This window comes from Methylophilus sp. DMC16 (assembly GCF_056314045.1).
The window spans coordinates 77,914-100,875 of the sequence record NZ_JBQUZC010000002.1 but is presented as its reverse complement, the minus strand read 5'-3'; the positions used below and the strand labels follow the sequence as shown (position 1 = coordinate 100,875).

At 50.6% G+C, this 22,962-nt stretch carries 20 protein-coding genes; 16 read left to right on the top strand and 4 right to left on the bottom strand.

Going from position 1 to position 22,962, the window contains the following annotated elements; genetic code table 11:
* Positions 1-23: 23 nt before the first annotated feature.
* On the bottom strand, positions 24-2,789 hold the full coding sequence (gene polA, locus ACT53D_RS08570) for a DNA polymerase I (RefSeq protein WP_476155714.1): 2,766 nt from the start codon (positions 2,787-2,789) through the stop codon (positions 24-26).
* A 96-nt stretch (positions 2,790-2,885) separates the two neighbouring features.
* On the opposite strand from polA, the gene ACT53D_RS08565 reads away from it, so the two are divergent.
* The 4 genes from ACT53D_RS08565 (at position 2,886) to ACT53D_RS08550 (ending at position 5,846) form a co-directional block, all read left to right on the top strand.
* The gene (locus ACT53D_RS08565) at positions 2,886-3,611 is read left to right on the top strand and encodes an LOG family protein (RefSeq protein WP_194749104.1); all 726 of its coding nucleotides are present in this window, start codon (positions 2,886-2,888) and stop codon (positions 3,609-3,611) included.
* Between the two features lie 103 nt (positions 3,612-3,714).
* Positions 3,715-4,059: a DUF2782 domain-containing protein gene (locus tag ACT53D_RS08560; RefSeq protein WP_194748686.1), complete on the top strand. Its 345-nt coding sequence runs from the start codon at positions 3,715-3,717 to the stop codon at positions 4,057-4,059.
* Positions 4,060-4,099: 40 nt separating this feature from the next.
* Positions 4,100-5,026: a homoserine kinase gene (locus ACT53D_RS08555; protein WP_476155712.1), complete on the top strand. Its 927-nt coding sequence runs from the start codon at positions 4,100-4,102 to the stop codon at positions 5,024-5,026.
* Between the two features lie 22 nt (positions 5,027-5,048).
* Positions 5,049-5,846, top strand: coding sequence for a BPSS1780 family membrane protein (locus ACT53D_RS08550; RefSeq protein WP_275356333.1), 798 nt, complete (start codon positions 5,049-5,051; stop codon positions 5,844-5,846).
* 19 nt (positions 5,847-5,865) lie between these two features.
* Here the strand turns inward: ACT53D_RS08550 and ACT53D_RS08545 are convergent, their stop codons facing one another.
* The 3 genes from ACT53D_RS08545 to trmL all read right to left on the bottom strand — a co-directional run bounded on the left by ACT53D_RS08545 (position 5,866) and on the right by trmL (position 10,732).
* The gene (locus tag ACT53D_RS08545; RefSeq protein WP_194748683.1) at positions 5,866-7,635 is read right to left on the bottom strand and encodes a GGDEF domain-containing protein; all 1,770 of its coding nucleotides are present in this window, start codon (positions 7,633-7,635) and stop codon (positions 5,866-5,868) included.
* A 206-nt stretch (positions 7,636-7,841) separates the two neighbouring features.
* Positions 7,842-10,022 carry a DNA helicase II gene (gene uvrD / locus ACT53D_RS08540; protein WP_194748682.1) on the bottom strand — a complete coding sequence of 727 codons (2,181 nt, stop codon included), beginning with the start codon at positions 10,020-10,022 and terminating at the stop codon, positions 7,842-7,844.
* A 245-nt stretch (positions 10,023-10,267) separates the two neighbouring features.
* Positions 10,268-10,732 carry a tRNA (uridine(34)/cytosine(34)/5-carboxymethylaminomethyluridine(34)-2'-O)-methyltransferase TrmL gene (trmL, locus tag ACT53D_RS08535; RefSeq protein ID WP_313985577.1) on the bottom strand — a complete coding sequence of 155 codons (465 nt, stop codon included), beginning with the start codon at positions 10,730-10,732 and terminating at the stop codon, positions 10,268-10,270.
* A 141-nt stretch (positions 10,733-10,873) separates the two neighbouring features.
* Here trmL and ACT53D_RS08530 point away from each other — a divergent pair, with 141 nt between their 5' ends.
* The 12 genes from ACT53D_RS08530 (at position 10,874) to ACT53D_RS08475 (ending at position 22,950) form a co-directional block, all read left to right on the top strand.
* Positions 10,874-12,526: a GspE/PulE family protein gene (locus tag ACT53D_RS08530; RefSeq protein WP_476155708.1), complete on the top strand. Its 1,653-nt coding sequence runs from the start codon at positions 10,874-10,876 to the stop codon at positions 12,524-12,526.
* Between the two features lie 5 nt (positions 12,527-12,531).
* Complete coding sequence (locus ACT53D_RS08525; RefSeq protein ID WP_476155706.1) at positions 12,532-13,746, top strand: type II secretion system F family protein; 1,215 nt, start codon at positions 12,532-12,534, stop codon at positions 13,744-13,746.
* A gap of 143 nt (positions 13,747-13,889) precedes the next feature.
* Positions 13,890-14,312, top strand: a complete 423-nt coding sequence (locus ACT53D_RS08520; protein WP_476155704.1) for a type II secretion system protein — start codon at positions 13,890-13,892, stop codon at positions 14,310-14,312.
* A gap of 37 nt (positions 14,313-14,349) precedes the next feature.
* Entirely contained in the window at positions 14,350-14,802 is a 453-nt protein-coding gene (locus ACT53D_RS08515) for a GspH/FimT family pseudopilin (RefSeq protein ID WP_476155702.1), read from the top strand.
* Positions 14,803-14,882: 80 nt separating this feature from the next.
* Positions 14,883-15,464 (top strand): type IV pilus modification PilV family protein, encoded by a 582-nt coding sequence (locus tag ACT53D_RS08510; RefSeq protein ID WP_476155700.1) that lies wholly within the window; start codon positions 14,883-14,885, stop codon positions 15,462-15,464.
* On the top strand, positions 15,448-16,239 hold the full coding sequence (locus ACT53D_RS08505) for a prepilin-type N-terminal cleavage/methylation domain-containing protein (RefSeq protein WP_194748676.1): 792 nt from the start codon (positions 15,448-15,450) through the stop codon (positions 16,237-16,239). Before ACT53D_RS08510 ends, ACT53D_RS08505 begins: the two co-directional genes overlap by 17 nt.
* 86 nt (positions 16,240-16,325) lie before the next feature.
* Positions 16,326-16,685, top strand: a complete 360-nt coding sequence (locus ACT53D_RS08500) for a hypothetical protein (RefSeq protein ID WP_476155698.1) — start codon at positions 16,326-16,328, stop codon at positions 16,683-16,685.
* 6 nt (positions 16,686-16,691) lie between these two features.
* Positions 16,692-19,751 carry a DUF6701 domain-containing protein gene (locus tag ACT53D_RS08495; RefSeq protein WP_476155696.1) on the top strand — a complete coding sequence of 1,020 codons (3,060 nt, stop codon included), beginning with the start codon at positions 16,692-16,694 and terminating at the stop codon, positions 19,749-19,751.
* A 277-nt stretch (positions 19,752-20,028) separates the two neighbouring features.
* Entirely contained in the window at positions 20,029-20,967 is a 939-nt protein-coding gene (locus ACT53D_RS08490; RefSeq protein ID WP_194748675.1) for a hypothetical protein, read from the top strand.
* Entirely contained in the window at positions 20,964-21,848 is an 885-nt protein-coding gene (locus tag ACT53D_RS08485) for a PilN domain-containing protein (RefSeq protein WP_476155694.1), read from the top strand. Before ACT53D_RS08490 ends, ACT53D_RS08485 begins: the two co-directional genes overlap by 4 nt.
* Before the next feature lie 3 nt (positions 21,849-21,851).
* Positions 21,852-22,565 carry a type II secretion system protein GspM gene (gspM, locus tag ACT53D_RS08480; protein ID WP_194748673.1) on the top strand — a complete coding sequence of 238 codons (714 nt, stop codon included), beginning with the start codon at positions 21,852-21,854 and terminating at the stop codon, positions 22,563-22,565.
* Positions 22,566-22,578: 13 nt separating this feature from the next.
* Complete coding sequence (locus ACT53D_RS08475; protein ID WP_338655310.1) at positions 22,579-22,950, top strand: hypothetical protein; 372 nt, start codon at positions 22,579-22,581, stop codon at positions 22,948-22,950.
* Positions 22,951-22,962: the final 12 nt, after the last annotated feature.

Genomic DNA, 22,962 nt, shown 5'->3' with positions numbered 1-22,962 from the left:
TTGACCGTAAGTCAGGCGACTGTCTAGTGGGCGCTCTCCCAGTTGTTGCCCACGCCGACCTCGGCTAGTAACGGCACTGATAAGGTTGCCACTTCTTGCATGAGCACGGGCAAGGTCTGTTTGACTAATGCCAGTTCATGTTCAGGCACTTCCAGCACCAGTTCATCGTGCACCTGCATGATGAGTTTGGTCTGCAGTTTTTGCTCGGTCAGCCATTGGTCGACGGCGATCATTGCCAGTTTGATCAGGTCGGCCGCCGTGCCTTGCATGGGGGCATTAATGGCGGCGCGTTCGGCGCCGTTTCTTCTTTGTACGTTAGCGCTGTTGATTTCAGGCACCCATAAGCGTCTGCCGAAATAGGTTTCGACATAGCCTTGCTGCTTGGCCAGTGCGCGCGTGTTTTCCATATAGGCTTTGACACCGGGGTAACGCGCAAAATAGCGTTCAATGTAATTGGCCGCCGCGCCGCGCTCAATATTGAGGTTTTGCGCCAGGCCAAACGCGCTCATGCCATAGATGAGGCCAAAGTTAATCACTTTGGCATAGCGTCGCTGCTCGTTATCTACGGCCGCTTTGTCCACGCCAAAAATTTCTGCGGCCGTGGCGCGATGGATGTCTTCGTTATTGGCAAAGGCCGTCAGCATTCCGGCATCTTGTGAGAGATGCGCCATGATGCGCAGCTCAATCTGCGAATAGTCCGCTGAGATGATCTGGCTACCGGGCGGGGCGATAAAGGCTTCGCGGATGCGACGGCCTTCGGCGGTGCGCACCGGAATATTTTGCAGGTTGGGGTCCGAGCTGGCCAGCCGTCCGGTAATTGCCACTGCCTGGTTGTAGTTGGTATGCACGCGCCCGGTTTGCGCGTTGATCATTTTCGGCAACTTGTCGGTGTAGGTGGATTTCAGCTTGGCCAAGCTGCGGTGCTCCAAGATTACCTTGGGCAACGGGTAATCCAGCGCCAGTTCCTGCAATACATCTTCGTCGGTACTGGGGGCGCCAGAAGGCGTTTTTTTCAAGGGTTTGATGCCCAGTTTGCCAAACAGGATTTCTTGCAACTGCTTGGGCGAACCCAGGTTAAACGGTTGTCCGGCCAGCTCATACGCCTGTTTTTCAATCTCCATCAAACGCAGGCCAATTTCATTGCTCTGGCGGTTGAGCATGTGGCTGTCGATCAACACGCCGTTGCGCTCCATGCGTTGCAACACTTGCATGCTGGGCATTTCCACCTGCTCATAAATAAAGCGCAGTTTGTCCGAGACTGTCACTTGCGGGTACAGGGCCTGATGCAGTTGCAGCGTGATGTCGGCGTCTTCCGCGGCATATTCGGCAGCCACCTCGACGGTGACCTGGCTGAACGACACTTGTTTTGCGCCTTTGCCCGCCACGCTTTCGTAGCTGATGGGGGCAATGCCCAGATGGCGCTCGCTGAGCTCATCCATGCCATGCCCTTTGTGGCTCTCAAACACATACGATTGCAACAGGGTGTCGTGCGCAATGCCTTGCAGCGTGATGCCATGATTGGCCAGCACATGCATATCGTATTTAAGGTTCTGGCCGACTTTTTTAATGTCCGGGTTTTCAAGGATGGGTTTGAGTTTGGCCAGGGTCGCCGTCAAAGCCAGTTGTGGAGGCGCATCAAAGTAATCATGGGTGAGCGGGATGTAAGCCGCTTCCCCCGGCGTGACGCTGAACGAGACGCCGACAATTTTGGCTTGCATGGGGTCCAGTGAGGTCGTCTCAGTGTCAAAGCAAAGCAGGGCGGCTTGTTCCAGTTTGGTGAGCCACGGTTCCAGTTCACTGTCCGATAAAATGGTCTGGTAAAGCCGTCGCGTATCCGGCGAGTAATCGCCACCGGCTTGCCCGCTAAGCTCCTCGACGGTCGGTAGGACTGAATTTTCAATCAATGGTGCTGTGGCACCGTCTGGCAATTTGTCTAAGTCACGCTTCCAGCTTCTGAACTCAAAATGGTCAAACAGCGCGAGTAGCGCAGGCTTGTCCGGGGCTTTGGGGATCAGTTCATCAAAATGCTCACGGATGCCGATATCACAGCGGATGGTGATCAATTCGCGTGCCGTGGGTAACCAGGGTAGGGCTTTGCGCAAGTTTTCGCCGACCACGCCTTTGATGTTGTCGGCATTGGCAATGATATTGTCGAGAGAGCCATATTCTGTCAGCCATTTGACCGCCGTTTTTGGGCCGACTTTTTCGACCCCAGGCACATTGTCTACACTATCCCCGACCAGTGTCAGGTAGTCGATAATTTTGCTGGGCGGGATGCCAAATTTATTTTCTACGCCGGCAATATCCAATACATCATCGGTTTTACGGAAGGCATCACGCATGGTGTTGACCACGGTAATATTTTCATTCACCAGTTGCGTGATGTCTTTATCGCCAGTCGAGATAATGGTGCGGATACCTTCTTTTTCGGCCTGCTTGGCCAGCGCGCCAATCACATCATCGGCTTCAACGCCTTCTTCAATAATCAGCGGCCAGCCCATGGCGCGGATGGTTTCGTATAGTGGTTCAATCTGCACGCGCAAATCGTCCGGCATGCTGGCGCGGTTGGCCTTGTATTCAGGGTAGAGATCGTCGCGGAAGGTTTTGCCTTTCGCATCAAACACACAGGCGCTATAGTCAGAAGGATAGTCCTTATGCAGGCGCCGCAACATATTCAGCACGCCTTGAATCGCCCCGACCGGCTCGTTGGCCGAGTTGCGCAAATCCGGCATGGCATGAAACGCGCGGTATAAATAACTGGAGCCATCGACCAGCAGCAGGGTTTTCATCGTGTGTTCTCAAGAGTCAAATCAATGGCGTATTTTACGCATTTCAAAGCCACTTCATGTACACTAATTTGGTTTTGATTGTTGAAGGACTGAATGATGACCACCCCCAAGCTGCCAACCATGGTCGAGCCTGAGTTGCTCAATGGCGATAGTGCCAGCCATGAATCCTGGCATGCCTTTGAAATCATGGCCGAGTTTGTCGGCGCCACTGAAAACCTCAAGGCGATTACGCCCGCGGTGTCGATTTTTGGCAGTGCTCGTACCAAGCCTGACCATCCGTATTATCAACGCACCGAGGAAATTGCCCGACTATTATCAGACTCCGGCTTTAGTGTGATTTCGGGCGGCGGGCCAGGCATTATGGAGGCGGCCAATAAAGGTGCTTTTCCAGGCCGTGGCGCCAGTGTCGGGCTGAATATCAAGTTGCCTTTCGAGCAGCACGGCAATCCCTATCAGGATATCGGCATCAGTTTTAAATACTTTTTTATGCGCAAGGTGATGTTTGTTAAATATGCCAGCGCATTTGTCGTTATGCCGGGCGGCTTTGGCACACTGGATGAACTGATGGAGGCGATTACGCTGGTGCAAACGGGCAAAAGCCGCAAGATTCCGATTATTTTGGTCGGCAGCCAGTTTTGGGCAGGCTTGATAGACTGGTTGCGCAATACGCTGGTGGCAGAAGGCATGGCTTCGCCGACCGATATGCACCTGGTGCAAGTGATTGATGAGCCGCAACAGATCGTGGACGCGATTTTCAAACATTATGAAACCACTGGCTTCGAATTGACGCCAGCGGAGCGCAAGATGCAGTTGTACCTGTAATCGCTGCGCGCAAAGCCAGGATATTTACAAGTTTATTCAGCGCTGGATGTCCGCCACGGCACGGCTTTTGCTAGAATAGCGATCACTGACTAAGGAGTCTTCCATGCGTAATGTTTCCCGTTTTATGCTGGCCACACTGTGCCTTGCGAGTTTTTCCATGCTGGCTAGTGCTGCGGCCCCCAAAGATGCCGAGTTGCTGGATGACATTCCCTCTCCGCCCAAGGTCATTGAAGGGCAACCCATAGACCAGCCGACCATCTCCAAGCGCAAGGATGGTGATAACGAGGTTGAGGAATACAGCCTGAATGGTGAGGTCTATATGGTGAAAGTGACACCACCGAGCGGCAAGTCTTACTACCTGCACCGGGAAGACCGTAATGGCGAGTGGGTGCATGATGGTCCTTCTCGCCCGGTGTCCGTGCCCAAATGGATTCTTTTCCGCTTCTAAATGTTTTTGACCTGCCCGTAAGGGTAGGGTTGTCACCCACATGTCTGTTTTTACCACTCTGAGTCTGGATGAAGTGCGCCTATGGTTGGCGCCTTTTAATGTTGGCGAGCTGCAAACTTTGCGCGGCATTGCGGCTGGCATTACCAATACCAATTATTTTGTCGAAACCAGCGAGTCACGCTTTGTGCTGACTGTGTTCGAGAAAAACGATTTTGACGAGCTGCCTTATTTTGTGCACTTAATGACGCATTTATCGCAGCACGGCATTCAATGCCCAAGCCCGATTGTCGATAAAGAAGGCGTGGCCTTGCACCGGATTCATGGCAAGCCTGCCCTGATGGTGAGCTGCTTGCGTGGCAGTGATGTCAGTCAGCCTAACCTGACCCAGATTGAAGCCGTGGCACAGACGCTGGCGCGTATGCATCTGGCGGGTATGGCGTTTCATGAGCAATCACACAATCAGCGCGGTCAGGGCTGGCGCGTGATGACAGCGCAGCAGGTGATGCCCAAGCTTGCACCCGTACAGCAGCATTTGTTGCAAGAGGAGTTGCAGTTTCAGCATGGCCTGGATTTGTCTGGTCTGCCACATGGTGTGATACACGGCGATTTGTTCCGCGATAACGTGTTGTTTGACGGCAATGTGTTGGGCGGCTTTATTGATTTTTACTATGCCTGCCATGATGTACTGGCCTACGATGTGGCCATCGCAGTGAATGAGTGGTGCGTGGATGCTAACGGTGCGTTTGTCGATGACAAGCTGGCCGTGTTCATGAATGCCTATCACGCGGTTCGCCCGTTCACTGCAGAAGAAAAATCCTTCTGGCCGGCCTTGTTGCGCCGCGCTGCCTTGCGCTTTTGGCTATCGCGCCTGTATGATTTTTACTATCCTGTGGCGGGGGAGTTGACCCATGCCAAAGACCCGGCTCATTTCGAGCGGGTATTGCTGAATCGTCAAGCGCTTACTTAGTCGCGCTATAAAAGGGAGTCACATGACAGAAACAAACAGCCAGCGCGGGATTCGCTGGGTCAAAGAAAGCCTGGCTTTATTTAAAACGCAACCACATATCTGGATGTTGTGCTCGCTGGCCTACATCTTCATTTTTATGGTGTTGCCATCCTTGCCATTGCTGGGGTTTCTAGGCATGGTGAGTGTGGTGATCTGGCCCGTCTGCATGGCCTGGATTGTGATGCTCTACCGTCAGGTGGATATGCACGGTGAAATGTCGCCCGGTGACGCCTGGCAACATCTCAAGCTGCATCTGAAACCTTTGTTGCTGTTGGGCGCTAGCTGCCTGATTTATGCCGTGTTGGCGACTTATCTGCTCAGCAGCGAACTTGCTTCGCTCATTTCGCATGCGCCGACCAAAGCCGGCATGAGTGATTCACATATGACCAAGTTTCTTGAAAATGCGTTGTCATTTATTGTGAAGTTGTTGTTATTGCTCTTGCCTTTGTTTATTGCCACCTGGTTTTCCCCCATGCTGATTGCCCTCAATGGTTATCCGCTGGTGAAAGCGATCAAATCCAGTATCGCCGGCATGCTGCAATATACCGTGCCCATGGGCGTAGCCTGGCTAGTCATGATGCTGGGCATGCTGGTGGTAATGCTGGGACTGGGGCTGGTGATTGGCATTTTAGGCGTGCTGATTCCAACGGTCACGCAGCTGCTGATGCCGCTGCTGGTATTTATTGCCTTGCTGGTCATCAATGCGCTGATGTTTGCCTTTCAATATATCAGCTACAAAGATGCCTTCAGGGCCGCACCACAAGTCGAGGCCAGCGTTTAATGGCTTGCTGCTTGCAACGTTATCGCTTGCGGCGCTCGGTAAACAGGCTGTTACCGACAATCTTTTTGGCTTGCTTTTTGGCATGACTCATGGCGCCAGCCACTTCATGATGGCTGGCAAAAAACTCGGCGCTAACTCTCACTGCGCCAATGGATAAGCTGCCAAACGGGAAAAAGTGTTCATTGCCCAAGCGGTCTTCAATATGAATGCCACCTGACTGCACATCCTTGAGGTCATAAAAGTCTGGCATGACCTTCGCCACCGTGTCCAGAATGTCGCGGCATATCCGTTCCCAGTCTTCACTCTGAAACACAATCACAAAGTCGTCACCGCCGATATGGCCGACAAAGTCATGCTCATGGTTCACCATGCTGCTCAGCATGCGCCCGACAAACTGTATCACCTCGTCGCCGCGGCGATAACCATAGGCATCGTTAAATGGCTTGAAATGATCAAGGTCACAATAACAGGCGACAAACGCTATGCGCCGTTCCAGCAGCTTGTCGATATGGGCATTAATTGGCACATTGCCCGGGAGCAGGGTGAGGGGGTTGGCATAACGTGCGGCATGAATCTGCATGTTGGTCACTTCGCGCAATAGCGCGTGACCACTGCCCATGCCCACATAACGCTCGCCGTCGACAATAATAAAGCCGTTCAGTAAATACTTGGGATCGGCTTGCAGGATCAGCTCGCTCAAAGCCAGGATGTGCATGTCCTTTTGGATGATGAGGCATTGCGTATCCATAAATGTGGTGCAGGATTTCTTGCCATGTAATTCTTTTTGGTAACGCCGCGCAAAGCGGTCTATGGTGTCATAACGGCTGATCAGCCCCAGCGGCTTGCCTTTATGGTCGGTGACCGGGATAGAGTTGAGATTGTTGTCATGATGAAACCAGTCATAGACTTCTTCATTGGTCATTTCAGGTAGCGCCGCCACTTGATAGCTGGTGAGCCCGGACACGGTCGCTTGTTTGGAGACCATGGTTTGCTGGTCCGCAAATAAACGAATAATGTTTTTGTTGAGCAGGGTGCTCACTTCCTCGGACAAAGTCGCCTGAAATTTTGGGAACGGACGGCCCAGCAGGTAGCCCTGGGCATAGTCTATTTTCAAGTCTTTGATGACCGCCAGTTCTTCTTTGGTTTCTATGCCTTCGGCTATCGTCAGCGTGTTAGACTCCAGCGCAATTTTCTGAATGCCGCGGACAAATTCCAGCTTGATCGGATCGTTGTGGATGTTGGCAATAAAATGCTTGTCGATTTTGACATAGTGCGGTGACAGCTCAGACCACAAACGCAAACTTGAAGTCCCTTCACCCAGATCATCGAGCGCGATTTTAAACCCGAGTGCCTTGAGTTTGGTGACCGCCTCTTTGAGTTCGGCGTAATCGCGTATGGTGGAACTCTCGGTGATTTCGATAACAATATCGCTGGCTGCAAGCTGATAGTTCTCCAGCTGCGCCAAGCTTAATGACCAGTCACTTTCGCTGTGCAGCAAGGCATCCGGGCTAAAGTTTACAAACAGTGGCATGGCATGGTTCGCCCGGCGATATTCTTCAAAAATCACATCGCGCGCGATAGACTCCATCTCGATATCCCGCCCACATAACTTGGCTGCATTGAGCAAGGCAATCGGCGCATGTAGTTTGGACTCCAGTGGTCCGCGAATCAGTGCCTCATGCGCAAACACCTGCGCTTGCTTGATATCAATAATGGGCTGAAACAAGGGCAACAGGTTTCTCTGTGCCAGGATGGCTTCAATTTCGGTATTGGGGGCAGCATAAATCATGCTAGCAGTATCGACGAAGCGTGAAGATTCTTGATCAAGGAAATGTCAAGATTGGATGAAATATTTATGACAATATCTTGTGCTGCAAGCTAGCTTGAAATGGTTGAACGTAACAACTGAGACGAATGAAACCTCAACTTGAGGCGTATCAACAGACGGTCCGTGAGGTTACTGCCCCGAGGCCTAGATAACAGGCGTAAACGACCTCAGATTTTTTCGAGCTTGGCGTATTCCAGCATCAGCGTTTTTAATCCGGCGCTGCCAAAATTCACTTTCACCGCCAGATCGCTGGCGTTCCCCTCATAGCTAACCACAACCCCTTCGCCAAATTTGCTGTGGCGCACACTTTGACCAATCTTGAACGGATAGTTGGACTGGGTGCTTGCCGGTTGTGCAGCTGGCATGGTGTATTGACCGCCTGCCGCATAAGGTTTGGCAGCCGGTTTGCTATTCAGGCGTTTGGTGAGTTCGGCAGGGATTTCATCGACAAAGCGTGAAGGGATGCCGTAGCGAACTTGTCCATGCAGCATGCGGCTTTGCGCATATGTCATATACAAGCGCTGGCGCGCGCGCGTGACAGCGACGTACATGAGCCGCCGCTCTTCCTCAAGGCCACCATTTTCATAGGCAGCTTGCTCGTGTGGGAACAGGCCTTCTTCGACGCCGCTGATAAACACACTCTGAAACTCCAGGCCTTTGGCGGCATGCACGGTCATCAGTTGCAGGGCCTCATGACCAACGTCGGCCTGATGGTCGCCTGCTTCTAGGCTGGCATGGTTCAAAAACTGGGTCAGCAGGTCGGCATCTTCCTCCATGTTGTGATGGTTACCCAAGTCCTGCTTGCTAAAGGCGACCGCAGCCGTCACCAGCTCTTGCAAGTTTTCAATGCGGTCTTCGCCTTCTTTGTCGTTTTGGTAGTGCGCCATCAGGCCACTCAGGTTGATGACCATTTCTGCCATTTCACCCAGCGTGATGCCGTAGCCTTGGTCAACAATTTGCCGGATCAGGGCCACAAAGCCATCTAAGCCTTTGCTGCCTAGCTTGCCTTCACCCACTTTGTTGGTGGCGGCTTGCCATAAGCTGCATTCATTTTGGCGCGCAGCTTCTTGCAGTTGTTCTAGGCCACGTGCGCCGATGCCGCGGGGCGGGAAGTTAATAATACGCAACAAGGCCGTGTCGTCGTTGGCGTTGGCAATCAGCCGCATGTAGGCCAAAGCGTGTTTGATTTCAGCCCGCTCGAAAAAGCGCAGGCCGCCATACACGCGGTAAGGGATGTTGGCCGAAAACAGGGTATGTTCGAGGATGCGGGACTGCGCATTGCTGCGGTAGAGCAGGGCCATCTCGCCCAAGGGCACGCCTTCTTTTTGCAGCATATTCACTTCATCGACAATAAACTGCGCTTCGTCGGTATCGTTGTAAGCCTCATAAATGCGAATCGGCTCGCCCTTGCCGGCCGAGGTCCACAGGTTTTTACCCAAACGGTTGCGGTTGTTGGCAATGATGGCGTTGGCGGCATCGAGGATGTTGCTGTGCGAACGGTAGTTTTCTTCGAGCTTGACGATATTCTGCACGTTGAAGTCGCGCTGGAAGTCATTCATATTGCCGACGCGTGCGCCACGGAATGCGTAAATGCTCTGGTCGTCATCCCCGACGGCAAAAATACTGTTATGTGCGCCGCCTAACAGTTTTAGCCACAGGTATTGCAGCCGGTTGGTGTCCTGAAACTCATCGACCAGGATATATTGAAAGCGTTGCTGATAATGCGCACGGATGTGCGGTTCGCGCTCAAGCAGCTCGTAGCAACGCAATAATAACTCGGCAAAATCGGCCACGCCTTCGCGGTTACATTGCTGATCATAGGCCGCATAAATTTCGCGCAGTTTCTGGCTATGGCCGTCGTAAGCATCGACGCTATCCGCACGCAGGCCTTCCTCTTTGCAGCTATTGATATAGCCCATCACCTGCTTGGGTGGATATTTTTCATCATCCACATTCATCAGTTTCATCACGCGCTTGATGGCAGAAAGCTGGTCGGCGGTATCTAAAATTTGAAAGGTATTGGGTAAGCCCGCTTCACGGTAATGCGCGCGCAACATACGGTTACACAAGCCGTGAAAGGTGCCTGCCCACATGCCGCGTGTATTGATCGGCAACATGCTGGTGAGGCGGGTCAGCATTTCCTTGGCAGCTTTGTTGGTAAACGTCACTGCCATCAGGCCCATGGGGGAGGTTTGCCCGGTTTGGATCAACCAGGCAATCCGCGTGGTGAGCACGCGGGTTTTGCCACTGCCGGCCCCGGCTAGAATGAGTGCCGAGACATGCGGCAGGGTGACCGCTTGCAGTTGTTTATCATTCAGGCCCTGTAACAGATTATTTTCAGAATACATGCCGTTATTATCGCATGATGCAGCGTTTCAGGCGCAGTCTAAGCATGCGCTTGTAGTCGGCAAATCGTTGCACTCAACATTTTTCTGGAACTTTTTAAAACCTCTCACACTCATACTTGCACGATGATGATGAATCATCTTTCCGCTTCTTTCCTCCCTGAGCGGAAGCCTTTACGATGAGGCCTATTGCCCCGATTTACCCCTTAATCGGGGCTTTTTTTGTCTATAGGTTTTAGAAGGTGATTTTAAACACCACCGGTAAACCCGACTTGTCGCCAGGCTTCATACAGCAAAATTGCGGCTGAGTTGGATAAATTCAGGCTACGGCTATGCGGCAACATTGGCAATCTGACACGATGCTCTGCTGCAAATTGGGCGCGAATTTCTTCTGGCAAGCCACGTGACTCTGGTCCAAACACAAATACATCCTCGTCTTTAAACTGCAAATCGCTGTGGCGCGTGCTGCCTTTGGTGGTCAAGGCAAACATGCGTTTTCCATGCAGCGCTTGCTGGCATTCCGCCCAGTTTTCATACACGGTCAACGCTGCATATTCATGGTAGTCCAGCCCAGCCCGCTTTAACTGTTTATCTGAAAGTTCAAAACCCAGTGGTTTGACCAGATGTAGCTTGGCACCTGCATTGGCACAGAGACGGATAATGTTGCCTGTATTGGGCGGGATTTCGGGTTCGAAAAGCACGATATGAAACATGTTTGGCTGCTTGTTTGCTTACGCAAGGATAGTATGACGGTGATATGATAGTCGAGAAAGTATCTCAAGATAAATAATTACAACGCCATGGCTCGTCCCGAGAAAATTAGATTAGGTGAAATTCTGGTCAGACAGAATTTCATGACCCAAGCTGAACTGGATCAGGCGCTGGAAGAGCAGCGCAAGACAGGCCGCCGCCTTGGACGGGTGATTGCTGAAAAAGGCTATGCCAACGAGCGGCAAATTGCTGAAGCCGTTGCACATCAACTCAATATCCCTTTCCTGGATCTTGGCCAGTATGAGCTGGATCCCAAGCAGGTTCAAAAACTCCCTGAAGTGCAGGCACGTCGTTTCCGTGCCATTTTGCTCGAAGAGCGCCCAGACAGCATTCTGGTGGCGATGGTTGACCCTTCGGATGTCTATGCCTATGACGAATTGGTCAGGCTGCTCAGGCGTGATATTGATATCGTCGTGGTGCAAGAGAGTCTGCTCATGCAGACCATTGATCGTTCCTATCGCCAGACTGAGCAGATTTCTTCACTGGCGCTTGAGTTGCAAGAGGACCTGGCAGACAGCAATGCCGATCTCTCAAGCATGATGGGCGTAGACCTGGGCGTAGACGATGCGCCTGTGGTCAAGCTGTTGCAGACGATTTTTGAGGACGCGGTGCAAGTGCGAGCGTCTGACGTGCACATTGAGCCGCAAGACAACAAGCTGCTGATCCGCTTTCGGATTGATGGTGTCATGCACTTTCAAACCCAGGCAGATATCAAAATTGCCACTGCGTTGGTCATGCGTCTCAAGATCATGGCTGGCTTGGATATTTCTGAAAAGCGCCTGCCACAAGATGGTCGTTTTGGCTTCTCAGTCAAAGGTAAGGCGGTCGATATGCGTATTTCGACCATGCCAACGCAGTATGGCGAAACGGTGGTCATGCGTCTGCTGATTCAGAACACTGCCCATTTTCAGCTTGATAAACTGGGCATGCCGCCTGCTTTACTCGCACGCTTTAGAAAAATGATTAACCGCCCCAGTGGTATGGTGTTGGTCACCGGGCCTACCGGGAGTGGTAAAACGACGACCTTGTACTCAGCATTGAGTGAGCTTAATACCCCCGAAACTAAAGTCATTACGGTGGAAGACCCGGTGGAGTACCGTTTACCCGGCATTATTCAGACGCAGGTCAATGAAAAAATCGAGCTGGATTTCCCCAAGTTGCTACGTGCCATTTTGCGTCAGGATCCAGATATTGTGCTGGTGGGCGAGATGCGAGATGAAGAAACTGCACAAACGGGTCTGCGCGCTTCCATGACTGGTCACCTGGTACTCTCCACGTTGCATACCAACGATGCCTCAACTGCTCCGGTGCGTTTGATCGACATGGGCGTGCCGCGTTTCATGGTGGCCATGTCCTTGCTCGGTGTCATGGCGCAACGTCTGGTGAGGCTGATTTGCCCGCACTGTGCTGAAGCGCATGCGCCTACAGAGAGTGAAACAGTGTGGCTCAATCAGGTGTTGCCGGATGCAACCTTACCGACCAACTTCCGCCATGGCAAAGGCTGTCAGCATTGCAACCGTACCGGTTATCTGGGGCGGGTAGGCTTGTATGAGTTTCTTGAAATGACCGATGAGCTGGCAATGGCAGCCAACATGCCGGATACCAATATCTTTATCAAAAAAGCGCGTGAACGTCTCAAAGGTAAAACCCTGCGCGACCAATCGCTGCAATTGGCGATTGAAGGTAAAACCACGCTGGAAGAAATCATGCGTGTCGATAACCAGTTTGAAGAATAACGCCTATGCCATTATTTGAATACAAAGGGCGCACCGAAGATGGCATGATGGTGACTGGGGTACAAGAAGCCGCCGATGCCGATGCCTTGGGCGCCGCGTTAATTGGTACCCGAATTACGCCAGTTGAAATTAAGCCCAAGAAAACGGGTGCTGTTGCGATTAATCTGTTTGAAGAAAAAATCACCAGTCTTGAGGTGATGATTTTCAGCAAGCAGATGTATACCCTGCTTAAAGCCGGTATCCCGATTATGCGCGCCCTCTCAGGCATTCAAAGCTCAGTAGGCAACCCTAAGTTGGCGCAAGTGGTGGGTCAACTGCGAGTGAGCCTGGACTCAGGCCGTGAATTGTCGGTTGCCATGACTGAGCACCCCAAGGTATTCAATGGCTTTTATATCAGCATGATCCGCGTGGGGGAGACCACAGGTAACCTGGACAATATTTTTCTGCGTCTGTCCGAGCATATCGAGTTTGACCGCTTTATGCGTGGACAAATCAAGTCGGCCTTGCAGTATCCCATGTTCGTGATTACTGCGATGGCGATCGCCATTGTGGTGATTAACGTTATGGTGATTCCGCAGTTTGAAAAAGTGTTTGCCAGCATGCATGCTGATTTGCCGTTCATCACTAAAGTTCTGATTGCGTTTTCAAGCTTTATGCGCAACTACTGGTTTGTGCTGATTGGCATGATAGCCGTGGCAGGTTGGTCTTTTAAAGCTTATGTTAAAACGGCAAGTGGTCGGTCAAATTGGGACCGTATCAAAATGCGTATCCCGATTGCCGGTAAAATTATTTTTAAAGGCACCATGGCCCGTTTTGCACGTAGCTTTGCGTTGTCTACACGCAGTGGTTTGCCCATTCTGTCAGCGTTAAGGCTAGTGTCACAAACCGTCGAAAACGACTATATTTCAGCAAAAATCTTAAGCATGTCTGCAGGCATTGAGCGCGGCGAAACCATACTAAGAACCGCTACGCAAACCGGCGTGTTCAACTCACTCGTTTTACAAATGATCGCCGTTGGCGAAGAGTCAGGCTCGCTGGATACATTAATGCAGGAAATTGCCGATATGTATCAGGCGGATGTGGAGTATGACGTCAAAACATTGGGTGCTCAGATTGAGCCTATTCTCATATTATTTTTAGGCGTGCTTGTGCTAGTACTTGCATTAGGAGTGTTCTTACCTATTTGGGATATGAGTTCCGTAATGTTAAAAGGTGGTTAAAAATCCGTTGTCAGGCTTTAGCCATCGCTGCATAGAAATGGACCAAAATTGTCTGGCATAGTATTTGCTAATGACTATTTAACGCAGTGTTAACCTGCCACTGTGATAAGAACGGCAGGGCATTTTGATTAGGAGTTTGAGTAATGAAAAAACAAGCTGGTTTTACATTGGTTGAATTGGTTGTTGTGATCGCAGTCCTTGGTATTTTGGCAGCGACTGCCTTACCTAGATTCGTAAATGTGCAGAGTAAAGCGCTTATTGCATCTGGGGCTGGTTTGCAAGCCTCTATAAGGTCTGCGGCGAATATGGCGCGAGCTTCGTGGATTGCAAGTGGAAGCACAGGTACAACCGTGGTAATGGATGGCGTGAATGTCACAGTCGATGCGACAACAGGATGGCCTGTTGCCGCAAGCATTAAATCAGCACTTCAAGATACTGGCGATTTTACTGAAACCGGAGCTGGAACTGGTATTTTCAGCAAAAGCTCTGGTGCATGTACTGTAACCGTGAGTTATGTCGCAGCTAGCGGAACAGCTACAGTAGATAATAGTGCTTGTACGAATTAAAAGGACTAATAGGTTCTGACTTATAAGCTAGGCCAGTATGAGAGGGTTTACGCTTGTTGAATTGGTTGTTGTAATTGCTGTGTTATCTGTTGTGGCAGTGATAGCCATGCCTAGATTTGCAAATACTGACATCTTCGAAACCCGCGGTGACGCGGGTTTACTTTCATCTACATTACGCTATGCGCAAAAAACGGCAATCGCTCAACGTCGCAATGTATATGTGATTCATAATAATGCGGTCCCAGATACGGTCAGCTTATGTTTCGATACCGCTTGCAATCAGATGGTAATTAATCCTGAAACAGCTGCGGCATACGTGTTCACAAGCAGCAAGAATGTGGATATCACCTCAGATAATGCCAGCGTGGGCTTTGACGCACTCGGGCGGGTGGTGCCTAATTCTACGGTTAACTATAAAGCGACCAACAAGAAAAATAATGCGCAATCTGTGACCGTGACTGTTGAGGCGGATACCGGATACATACACTGATCAGTCCACCAGTTACAGGCTGGATAATAACAATGCATCACAACAAACATCACTCTTACAGACAACCAGGCAAATTGTGCATGCGCTTGCAAGCAGGTTTTTCATTGGTGGAGATGGTGGTGTTTATGGTGATTGTCACCACCGCCATCGCCGGTGTTATCGGTGCGCTCTCATTTATGGGACGTCATTCTGCAGATCCACTGGCGCGCAAGCAAGCAATCGCGATTGCTGAGTCGCTGATGCAAGAAGTCCAGCAAATGCCTTTTACTTATTGTGATCCCGATGACCCGAATGCGTCTACGGCGACAAGTTATGGCGATTGTACCAATCCACAAAATGCGACCTTAAATGGCCCTACACCCTCTACGGAGAGCCGTTACAGTGCCACCGATCCATTTGATAATGTGGCCGATTATGGCGGTTTTGCGATGCCTGGCAGTGGCTGTGCCGGGATTTGCCGCATTGGTAACGCGACGGCGTTACCGGGCTTAAATCCTTACGCGGCATCCGTTGCAATTACTCAGGCGGGCGGGAGTGGTGCTTTTGCAGCGCTGCCAGCAGATGCGGTGTTACAGATTGTGATTACGGTGACAGTGACAGGTCCCGCAGACACTACCATCCGGCTGACTGGATACAGGGTTCGTTATGCGCCGAGAATTTAACCAACCCAAATCTGCTATTTCAGGCTTCACCTTGGTGGAGTTGGTCATCGTCATTGTGGTGATGGCAATTCTCGGCGGTATTTCCGTCACCTTTATCAAAAATTCCATTTTGGCTTATGTGAATTCCGAGGCTTATTATGAGCTCGCCGATCGCGCCGATATCTCATTGCGCCGCATGTCACGAGATATCCGCAACGCCTTGCCCAATAGTGTCTGGGTGGCTGCTGATAATTCCTATGTAGAGTTTGTGCCGATCAAAGCTGGCGGCCGCTACCAGCAGGATACGCTGGATTTTGTAAGTGCGAATGACACTTTTAACGTACTCGGCGACCCTGTGCCTTCTGTAGATTCTGGCGACCAGTTAGTGATTTATAACCTTGGTATTCAAGGAGCAGATGTGTATGCGGGGGATACGATTCGTTCCTTAACCAGCACTGGCACTAATCTCAGCACGCTCTCATTTAGCGGTTCAGCCTTTCCATTACCCTCCCCGGGTAGCCGTTTTTATGTGGTGAACGGGGCCGTATTTTATGTCTGTGATTTAGCCAACCGCCGTCTGTTGATGTATTCAAACTACGCAATTCCATCTGCCCATCCGTCAAACTTTGCCGGACTCACCCCTAGTATCGTTGCGCAAGATGTCACGGGCTGCAGTTTTACTTATACAGAAGGCGTGATGCAGCATAGCGGCGTGGTAACAGCACAGCTAGAGCTCAGTAAAAATGGTGGCGTTGTGCGCCTGGTTAACCTGATTAATGTGGTGAATTCGCCATGAAAAATACGCTTCATCGCATAAAAGGATTTATGTTGCCTGTGGCAATCTTCTTAATGGTGATATTGGCGTCGCTTGTGGGTTATTCCATGCGGCTGTCATTGTTGGCCAATCAAGGCTCGATACAGGATGTGCAAGGTGCACAAGCTTACCTGGCTGCCAAGGCTGGCGTCGAGTGGGCGGCTTATCAGGTGATTGCGCCAGGGACGACATCAATGCAATCCTGCCCAACACCGCCTAATCCGTTTACGATTAATGGCTTTAACATTGCATTGACATGTAATCAAACAAACCCGATGCCACAAGACCGGGCAGGGACACAGAATATCGGCATGTATACCATTACCGCTACCGCCTCAAAAGGAGCGGCTGGCGCGCTTGATTATATTGAGCGCAAAGTCACAGTGAGCTTGAGTCGTTGCCTGATGGATACAGAAGAGTGTAGTTAGAGGAAAATGACCGTGTTTAGATGGAAGCATGCAACAGTAGTGATATGGCTTTTGTGTCTGGTCAGCTTGTTTTCTGCTGAAGCGACAAAAGCGGCAACGGTTACTTTAAACGCCAACGGCGGTTCTGACTCTTCAAATGGATTGAAAATATTCATCAATGATAACTCACAAATTCAAGTGCAAAGGCTCAATAGTAGCGGCCAGCTTTATCAACCTGACCGAACACCAGCCAATAACAGGTTAGATAACGGGATTTATATTCGTGGCAATAATACTATTTATGGCCCTGATCACTTTGCCTACAACGCACCAGGAAACTATACAACGCAAGCAATGACAGCGGTGACGCCGGCCAACGCATCCGCTGGAAATGCGCAGACAACTCGTTCGCAGTTCACTGTTCCTGCGAACAATATCGGCGGCGGGCCTCAAATCACTATTGATTGGAGTTACACCTATCCTTATGACTTTGTCACAGCCAAAGTGAGCATTTATATCCCCCCTTTATATCCAGTCAGCTCAACAAACCCGGTAAGGTATTATCATGCAGTTGATACCTATTTGGGCGGCTCTGACTGTGGCTGTGGTGTCCGTTACGTGGATACAAACGGTAAACAAGTCGCTGGGACTTATCCTTATGCCGGTAGTTGTTCATCTGGGAGCGGAAATACGAATGTGCAGTGCCCTTCTAGTACAAGTTTGCCTGCAAACCTGGATGTCGTTGAAAGTTTTAGAGAGCGTGATGGAAAGTTTAGTCGTTATTGCGTAGGCAACTGGCAAACTTTCTGGTCAAGTAGTAATTCCAGTGCATGTGCGATTGGTAAATCAGACCAATTATCGAATACCGTCAATACAACCTTGACTGATACCGGCGCTGCGATCGAGTACGATTTTACTTTACCTGGAACATACACATTCAGCTATGACTTTGTGGTTGGGTCAACCTTAGTGCCTGATTATGATCATTTGGAAATCCGCCACCCTGGCAGTTCCTCTTTATGTCCGGTCGATATTCAGGTCATGGCTTGTTTGGTTTCTACCATGCCTTGTCCGGATGATCAGCTCATCAATTCAGGAAGCCTTACTGGTACGCTGACCATCTCTCCCAGTTCTCCAACCGTCACAGTGACGCCGGACGCCCAGTTTGAGGTCGGGAATGCCCGCACCATTGACACCCTTACCTTACAAGGTAGCGCTGCAGCTACTTATACCTTGGGAGCAAGCGGTCTCACCAAAGGCCCGATGAATGGTATCAAGTGCTGGAACACCGCAAATAACTCGCAAAGTTGTAGCTTTACAATGACAAATACGCCATGCGTGAGTACCTATGAGTGTATGGAAAGCGGGATGACTTATAATAATTTGAATAGCAATTCATCGGCACGTAATCCGATTTACACAAAAATCCTAGCACAGTCTTTTGATCTGGATGTGGTTGCGCTGCTCTCAAGTGGCGCCCAGTCGAGTGGCTATAATTCTTCAGGCTTAAAAGTTGATTTGGTGACAGATAGCAATGGCTCATGCAGTACAAATATTGTCGTCACTAAAGATGTTAGTTTTGCAGCCTCAGATGGTGGACGTAAAAAGGTGACTTTCAGTGCAACAGATGTCCCCAGGGCTTATCCTAACTTGCGCTGTCAGGTACGCGACCCAGGTCAGAACAAATCGGGGTGTTCGTCTGATAATTTTGCCATTCGGCCACAATCCTTGGCTGTGACCAATACCAATACAGCAAGCTCAAGCTCACCAAGCAGTACAGTGAGCCCTGTGTTCAAGGCGGGGGCTGATAATTTCAGTCTGACTGTTTCTAGTGGCGAACAGGGCTATAACGGCACCCCAAAAATATCCAATGCCTTGCTGGCTGCTCACCCAGGCGCACCCGTCGTGGGGCAGGTGGCCGGGTCATTTGCTGCAGCCAGTTCTGGGGCCAGCACCGGAACCAACTTTACTTACTCCGAAGTTGGGCATTTTAAAATTTCACCGCAAGGTTTGTACGACGATACTTTCACTGCGGTTGATCAATCCAAAGGCGATTGTGATAACAGTGGGAGTCCGTTTGATAATGGCGGCGCAGGGACGCCGCCAAAATACGGCTGCCGTTTCGGCAATACCACAGACACAAATTATTTTGGTCGTTTTATCCCCAACAGTTTTCGGGTGGATGCTTCTAGTCCGGTGACGCTGGCGTGTGGCAACTTTGTGTATTATGGTCAAGATACCACTGCAAGCAGTGCAGCACCTGGATTTATTACACCCTTCAGCATTACGGCCTTGAACGCTGCTGGCAACACCACACAAAACTACACAGGTAATTATGCACGGCTGGATTTGATAAATTATAGTTTGTACCGATTTAGCGCTTCGCCGTCCAATGGTGCAACCCTAAGTGCGAGTGCTGCAAACCCAGCGATTAGCAAAACAACAGACAACACAGCGCCGATTTGGGGAAATGGGACTACCAGTGTTCGTGTCAGACATAAATTATCCCGACCGTCTTCTGCCATCAATCAGCAAAGTGTGGTGATCTCGGCACAGCCGCAAGACAGTGACAATGTGACTTCTACACAAACTGCATTGACGAGTGGTGGGATCGCTTTCCGTTATGGACGTCTGGCAGTCATCCCGGCTCATGGTTCTGAGCTGTTGGCTTTGCCAGTGCCGATTGAAGCGCAATATTATAAAGATGGCTTTTATGTGCGTAGTCAGGGTGATGCATGTACCACCATTGATAGCAAAAGCATCGTTATGAAAAACTATAAGGGTAACCTGGCGGCATGCGAGACCTTTATGAATGGTACTTATACTGCGAATAACGGCTTGGTGAAAGCCATTCTGTCAGCGCCCAAAGTGGGGTCTGATGGGCGGCCCAATGTCGGGAGTGTTGATCTTGAAATAAATCTGGACAACGCTGTTCCTGGGGAGGTCACTTGTCAAAGCAATGCCGGTACGGTCAGTGCTATTGGTGGCGGCAAATCAGATTGGTTTGGTACCTCGGACCCGGTGGGGCGCGCCTCCTTTGGCATCTACAAAGCGCCCATCATCTACATGCGTGAAAGCTTCCAATAAAGACAAAACCACCTAAATCAGGTGGTTTTGTCGTCTTATTCCTGCATTTGATCTCCCGTTTCAGGCACTAAAGTTGCTCGCATATATGAGGTGTGGCCGGATAGCGTGATTGTCTGGTGCCACGATGGCGCATGGCCACTTAAGTCATTTTGCGCATAAGAAGATGATTTGATGTGCGACTTTTTTGTGTATACTAATTTGCGATTGTGCTTGAAGTAAGTATTATTATTCTTTGATTTTAAATGATAAAGTGACTCTGAAAGACTGGCGACTCTCTATGCAATGGTTTAAAAGACAAAAAAACAAGCAGCAGGTAGGGGTGAGTTTTACCGACATGCATGTGAGTACTGTTGCCTTGACGCCGCCTGCAGAAGGGACCAAGCCGGTGGTTTCGTTTGCGGCGGTTGAGCAAATACCGCTGGATGCTACTTCCACATTACGTCACTTTGTGACCAAAAATGACCTCAAGTCTTTACCCTGCAATCTGGTACTCAATGTCGACCAGTACAACATTGTGCAAATTGACAAGCCCAATTTGCCAGAGGATGAAGTAAAACCGGCGTTACGCTGGAAACTCAAGGGATTGCTTGATTATGCGGTAGAACAAGCGGTGGTTGATGGGATTGATCTGCCTTCTGATCCCTCTGTGGCAAATCGCCAAGCGCTGATGCTGGCGATTTGCGCCAAAAAAGCTACGGTAACCGGGGCGGGTAATCATTTGGTCGATGCCGGATTTAACCTGCGTTCGATTGATGTGCACGCGCTGGCGCAACGCAATATTGCCCATTTGCTTGAACACGAAGATCGCGCGCTGGTGATGGTGAGCATCCTGCCACGCGGTTGCCTGATCACGTTTACGGCAAAAGGTGAGCTTTACCATACACGTCTGATTGAGCTGGATCGCGACTTTTTGAACGATAGGGACGAAATCTTCAGAATCAATTTTGATAAATTGGTGCTTGAGCTGCAACGCTCGCTGGACAGCTTTGACCGTCAGTTTCCTTTCCTGAGCTTGAACCGTATGGTGGTGGCGCCGGTCGTGCATCGCGATTATCTGGTGAGCGGCCTGAGTTCCAGCCTCTATGTGCCGGTCAACGTTTTTAACCTGGAAGATGTTGTTGAACTGCCTGCCAACCAGGATTTTTCCAGCCTTGAAAAACAGGCCATGTTGATGCCTGCCCTGGGTGCTGCCTTGCGTCAGGAGGCGGCCGTATGAGCCAGCAGATTAACCTGTATGAAGGCGGTGGTGTCAAAGCCAGAGAGTGGTTTAGCCTGCCGATGGTGGCGGCTGTCTATGTGCTGGCTGCAGTGGTGATGTATTACTTTTATACTGGACTGGCTGCTGAAAACGAGCAATTGCAAGTGCAGCGTAACCAAGCACTTGCGCAGTATGAAACCATGCAGAAAAAAGTGGAAGCCTTTTCGAAAAAGGCGATGCCTATCGATAACACCAAGCTTGAGGCTGAGTTAAAAGCATTAAAAGCGCAACTGGAGATGCAGACCCAAATTCTGGCTATTTTCCAGCAGTCCATTTCAGAACAATCGGCACACCTGATCGACTACATGCGTGCATTTACCGGGCAACAGCAACCTGGCGTCTGGTTAACCGGTTTTAAAGTTGAGCCTGCCGTCCAACACTTGACGCTTGCCGGGCAAGCGTTGCAGTCAGAAGATATTCCAGCCTATCTGGATTTGCTCTCTCACCAGTCTGTATTTGCCGGGACTGAGTTCTCAGGTATTCAGTTCAAACAACTGGAGTTGCAACAGCCGCAGTCGCGTTCAGGCGGAAATGCTGGAGCCTCTGCAGTGAGTCCATCGCTTGCGCCAGCGCCAGAGGTTGCCACAACCTCGCCTGCAGGCAAAGACGGGGGTGCTCCGCCAGTGACGCCGGCCTCAGCCGCGCCTGTTAATCCACAAGGCGGAAATAGCCCTTCGAATCAGGCGAACACAGCATTGCCTGTGCTCAAAGTGTATACCTTTGAAGTCAAAGGGCGTGATACGCAAGCCACAAACAAATTGGTGAATGGCATGAGTTGGGACGAATTTGTGCGCCAGACGGTGCCACCTCAGCCCGGCAACCAGAGCGGGAGGCAGTAAGTCATGCGATCTGAAAAACTACAGGCAATCAGCGACAAATGGCAAGCGTTCTCCATGCGCGAGCGCTGGATGTTGTTTGGCACCGGCTTGTTTGCCGTGGTGGGCCTGATGGATACCTTTTTGCTGGAGCCACAGCGGGTGCAACTGGCTAATACCCAGCAAGAAATCCTCAAGATACAAAACGATACGACCACCCTGACCGAGCAACTGACCAAGATTGCTGCCCAGGCGGCGCCACAGCCAGCTACGCAGGCGTTTCAGCAGGAGATTGCAGAAACCAGACAAAAAATGGCTAGCCAGGCAGATGAGTTACTTAAGGTTTCTGCCTTTATGGTCCCACCGCAAGCCATGGTGGAGATGCTGAAAAAACTGTTGCAAAAGCATACCGATGTGCAAGTGATTGAAATGCAATCCTTGCCGGTGGTGGATTTTATTGAAACGCGAAGAAAGTTATTGCAGGCGCAAGCCGCGCCAGGAACTGAAGCGTCATCGACCTCGGAAGAGGCCTGGAAAAACATGCCACATGTTTACCAGCACGCCGTAAAAGTCCATTTAAAAGGGCAGTATTTTGCGTTGATGGCGTATAGCAAGTCCCTGAAAGCGATCGGCCGTCAGCTGGCATGGGACAATGCCGAGCTTAAAGGCGGTTACCCAGAAAGCGAATTGATTTTTCAAGTGTATACCCTGAGTGGGGAAAACGCCTGGTTGGGGATATAGCATGCGCATATTCATGATTTGGATGGTATTGGTCAGCATGGCACATAGCCAGGCCGCCGAGCAAATGATAGACCCTACGAAGCCGCCAGCTGCCGTATTGCCTTATCTGCCAGAGGCGCAAACGGAGACTGCGCAGGCTTGGCAAGTCACGGCCATTCAAGACAACGGCAAGCATGGGTTTGCTGTGGTCAATGGCGAGCTCGTCAACTTGGGTGAGCGTTATCAAGGCTTTAAACTGGTTTCGGTCAAGCACCAGCAAGCGGTGTTTATCAATCAAAACGGTGAGAAAAAACTGTTGGGCTTGGGGTTGACCAGTGTTGTGATGCAGGCACCGCCGCCTGCGCAGATAAAAAAAGCCAAACAGGCAAAAACGGTTAAAAAATAAAGTGAAAATGCC

Excerpts from the sequence above, each read along its gene's own strand:
- ACT53D_RS08495 (WP_476155696.1), top strand. The coding sequence starts at position 16,692 with ATGACCGTGTTTAGATGGAAGCATGCAACAGTAGTGATATGGCTTTTG.
- ACT53D_RS08490 (WP_194748675.1), top strand. The coding sequence starts at position 20,029 with ATGCAATGGTTTAAAAGACAAAAAAACAAGCAGCAGGTAGGGGTGAGT.
- ACT53D_RS08525 (WP_476155706.1), top strand. The coding sequence starts at position 12,532 with ATGCCATTATTTGAATACAAAGGGCGCACCGAAGATGGCATGATGGTG.
- ACT53D_RS08515 (WP_476155702.1), top strand. The coding sequence starts at position 14,350 with ATGAGAGGGTTTACGCTTGTTGAATTGGTTGTTGTAATTGCTGTGTTA.
- polA (WP_476155714.1), bottom strand. The coding sequence starts at position 2,789 with ATGAAAACCCTGCTGCTGGTCGATGGCTCCAGTTATTTATACCGCGCG.
- ACT53D_RS08560 (WP_194748686.1), top strand. The coding sequence starts at position 3,715 with ATGCGTAATGTTTCCCGTTTTATGCTGGCCACACTGTGCCTTGCGAGT.
- ACT53D_RS08520 (WP_476155704.1), top strand. The coding sequence starts at position 13,890 with ATGAAAAAACAAGCTGGTTTTACATTGGTTGAATTGGTTGTTGTGATC.
- ACT53D_RS08550 (WP_275356333.1), top strand. The coding sequence starts at position 5,049 with ATGACAGAAACAAACAGCCAGCGCGGGATTCGCTGGGTCAAAGAAAGC.
- ACT53D_RS08565 (WP_194749104.1), top strand. The coding sequence starts at position 2,886 with ATGACCACCCCCAAGCTGCCAACCATGGTCGAGCCTGAGTTGCTCAAT.
- ACT53D_RS08505 (WP_194748676.1), top strand. The coding sequence starts at position 15,448 with ATGCGCCGAGAATTTAACCAACCCAAATCTGCTATTTCAGGCTTCACC.
- uvrD (WP_194748682.1), bottom strand. The coding sequence starts at position 10,022 with ATGTATTCTGAAAATAATCTGTTACAGGGCCTGAATGATAAACAACTG.
- ACT53D_RS08500 (WP_476155698.1), top strand. The coding sequence starts at position 16,326 with ATGCGGCTGTCATTGTTGGCCAATCAAGGCTCGATACAGGATGTGCAA.
- gspM (WP_194748673.1), top strand. The coding sequence starts at position 21,852 with ATGCGATCTGAAAAACTACAGGCAATCAGCGACAAATGGCAAGCGTTC.
- ACT53D_RS08545 (WP_194748683.1), bottom strand. The coding sequence starts at position 7,635 with ATGATTTATGCTGCCCCCAATACCGAAATTGAAGCCATCCTGGCACAG.
- ACT53D_RS08475 (WP_338655310.1), top strand. The coding sequence starts at position 22,579 with ATGATTTGGATGGTATTGGTCAGCATGGCACATAGCCAGGCCGCCGAG.
- ACT53D_RS08485 (WP_476155694.1), top strand. The coding sequence starts at position 20,964 with ATGAGCCAGCAGATTAACCTGTATGAAGGCGGTGGTGTCAAAGCCAGA.
- ACT53D_RS08555 (WP_476155712.1), top strand. The coding sequence starts at position 4,100 with ATGTCTGTTTTTACCACTCTGAGTCTGGATGAAGTGCGCCTATGGTTG.
- ACT53D_RS08530 (WP_476155708.1), top strand. The coding sequence starts at position 10,874 with ATGACCCAAGCTGAACTGGATCAGGCGCTGGAAGAGCAGCGCAAGACA.
- ACT53D_RS08510 (WP_476155700.1), top strand. The coding sequence starts at position 14,883 with ATGCGCTTGCAAGCAGGTTTTTCATTGGTGGAGATGGTGGTGTTTATG.
- trmL (WP_313985577.1), bottom strand. The coding sequence starts at position 10,732 with ATGTTTCATATCGTGCTTTTCGAACCCGAAATCCCGCCCAATACAGGC.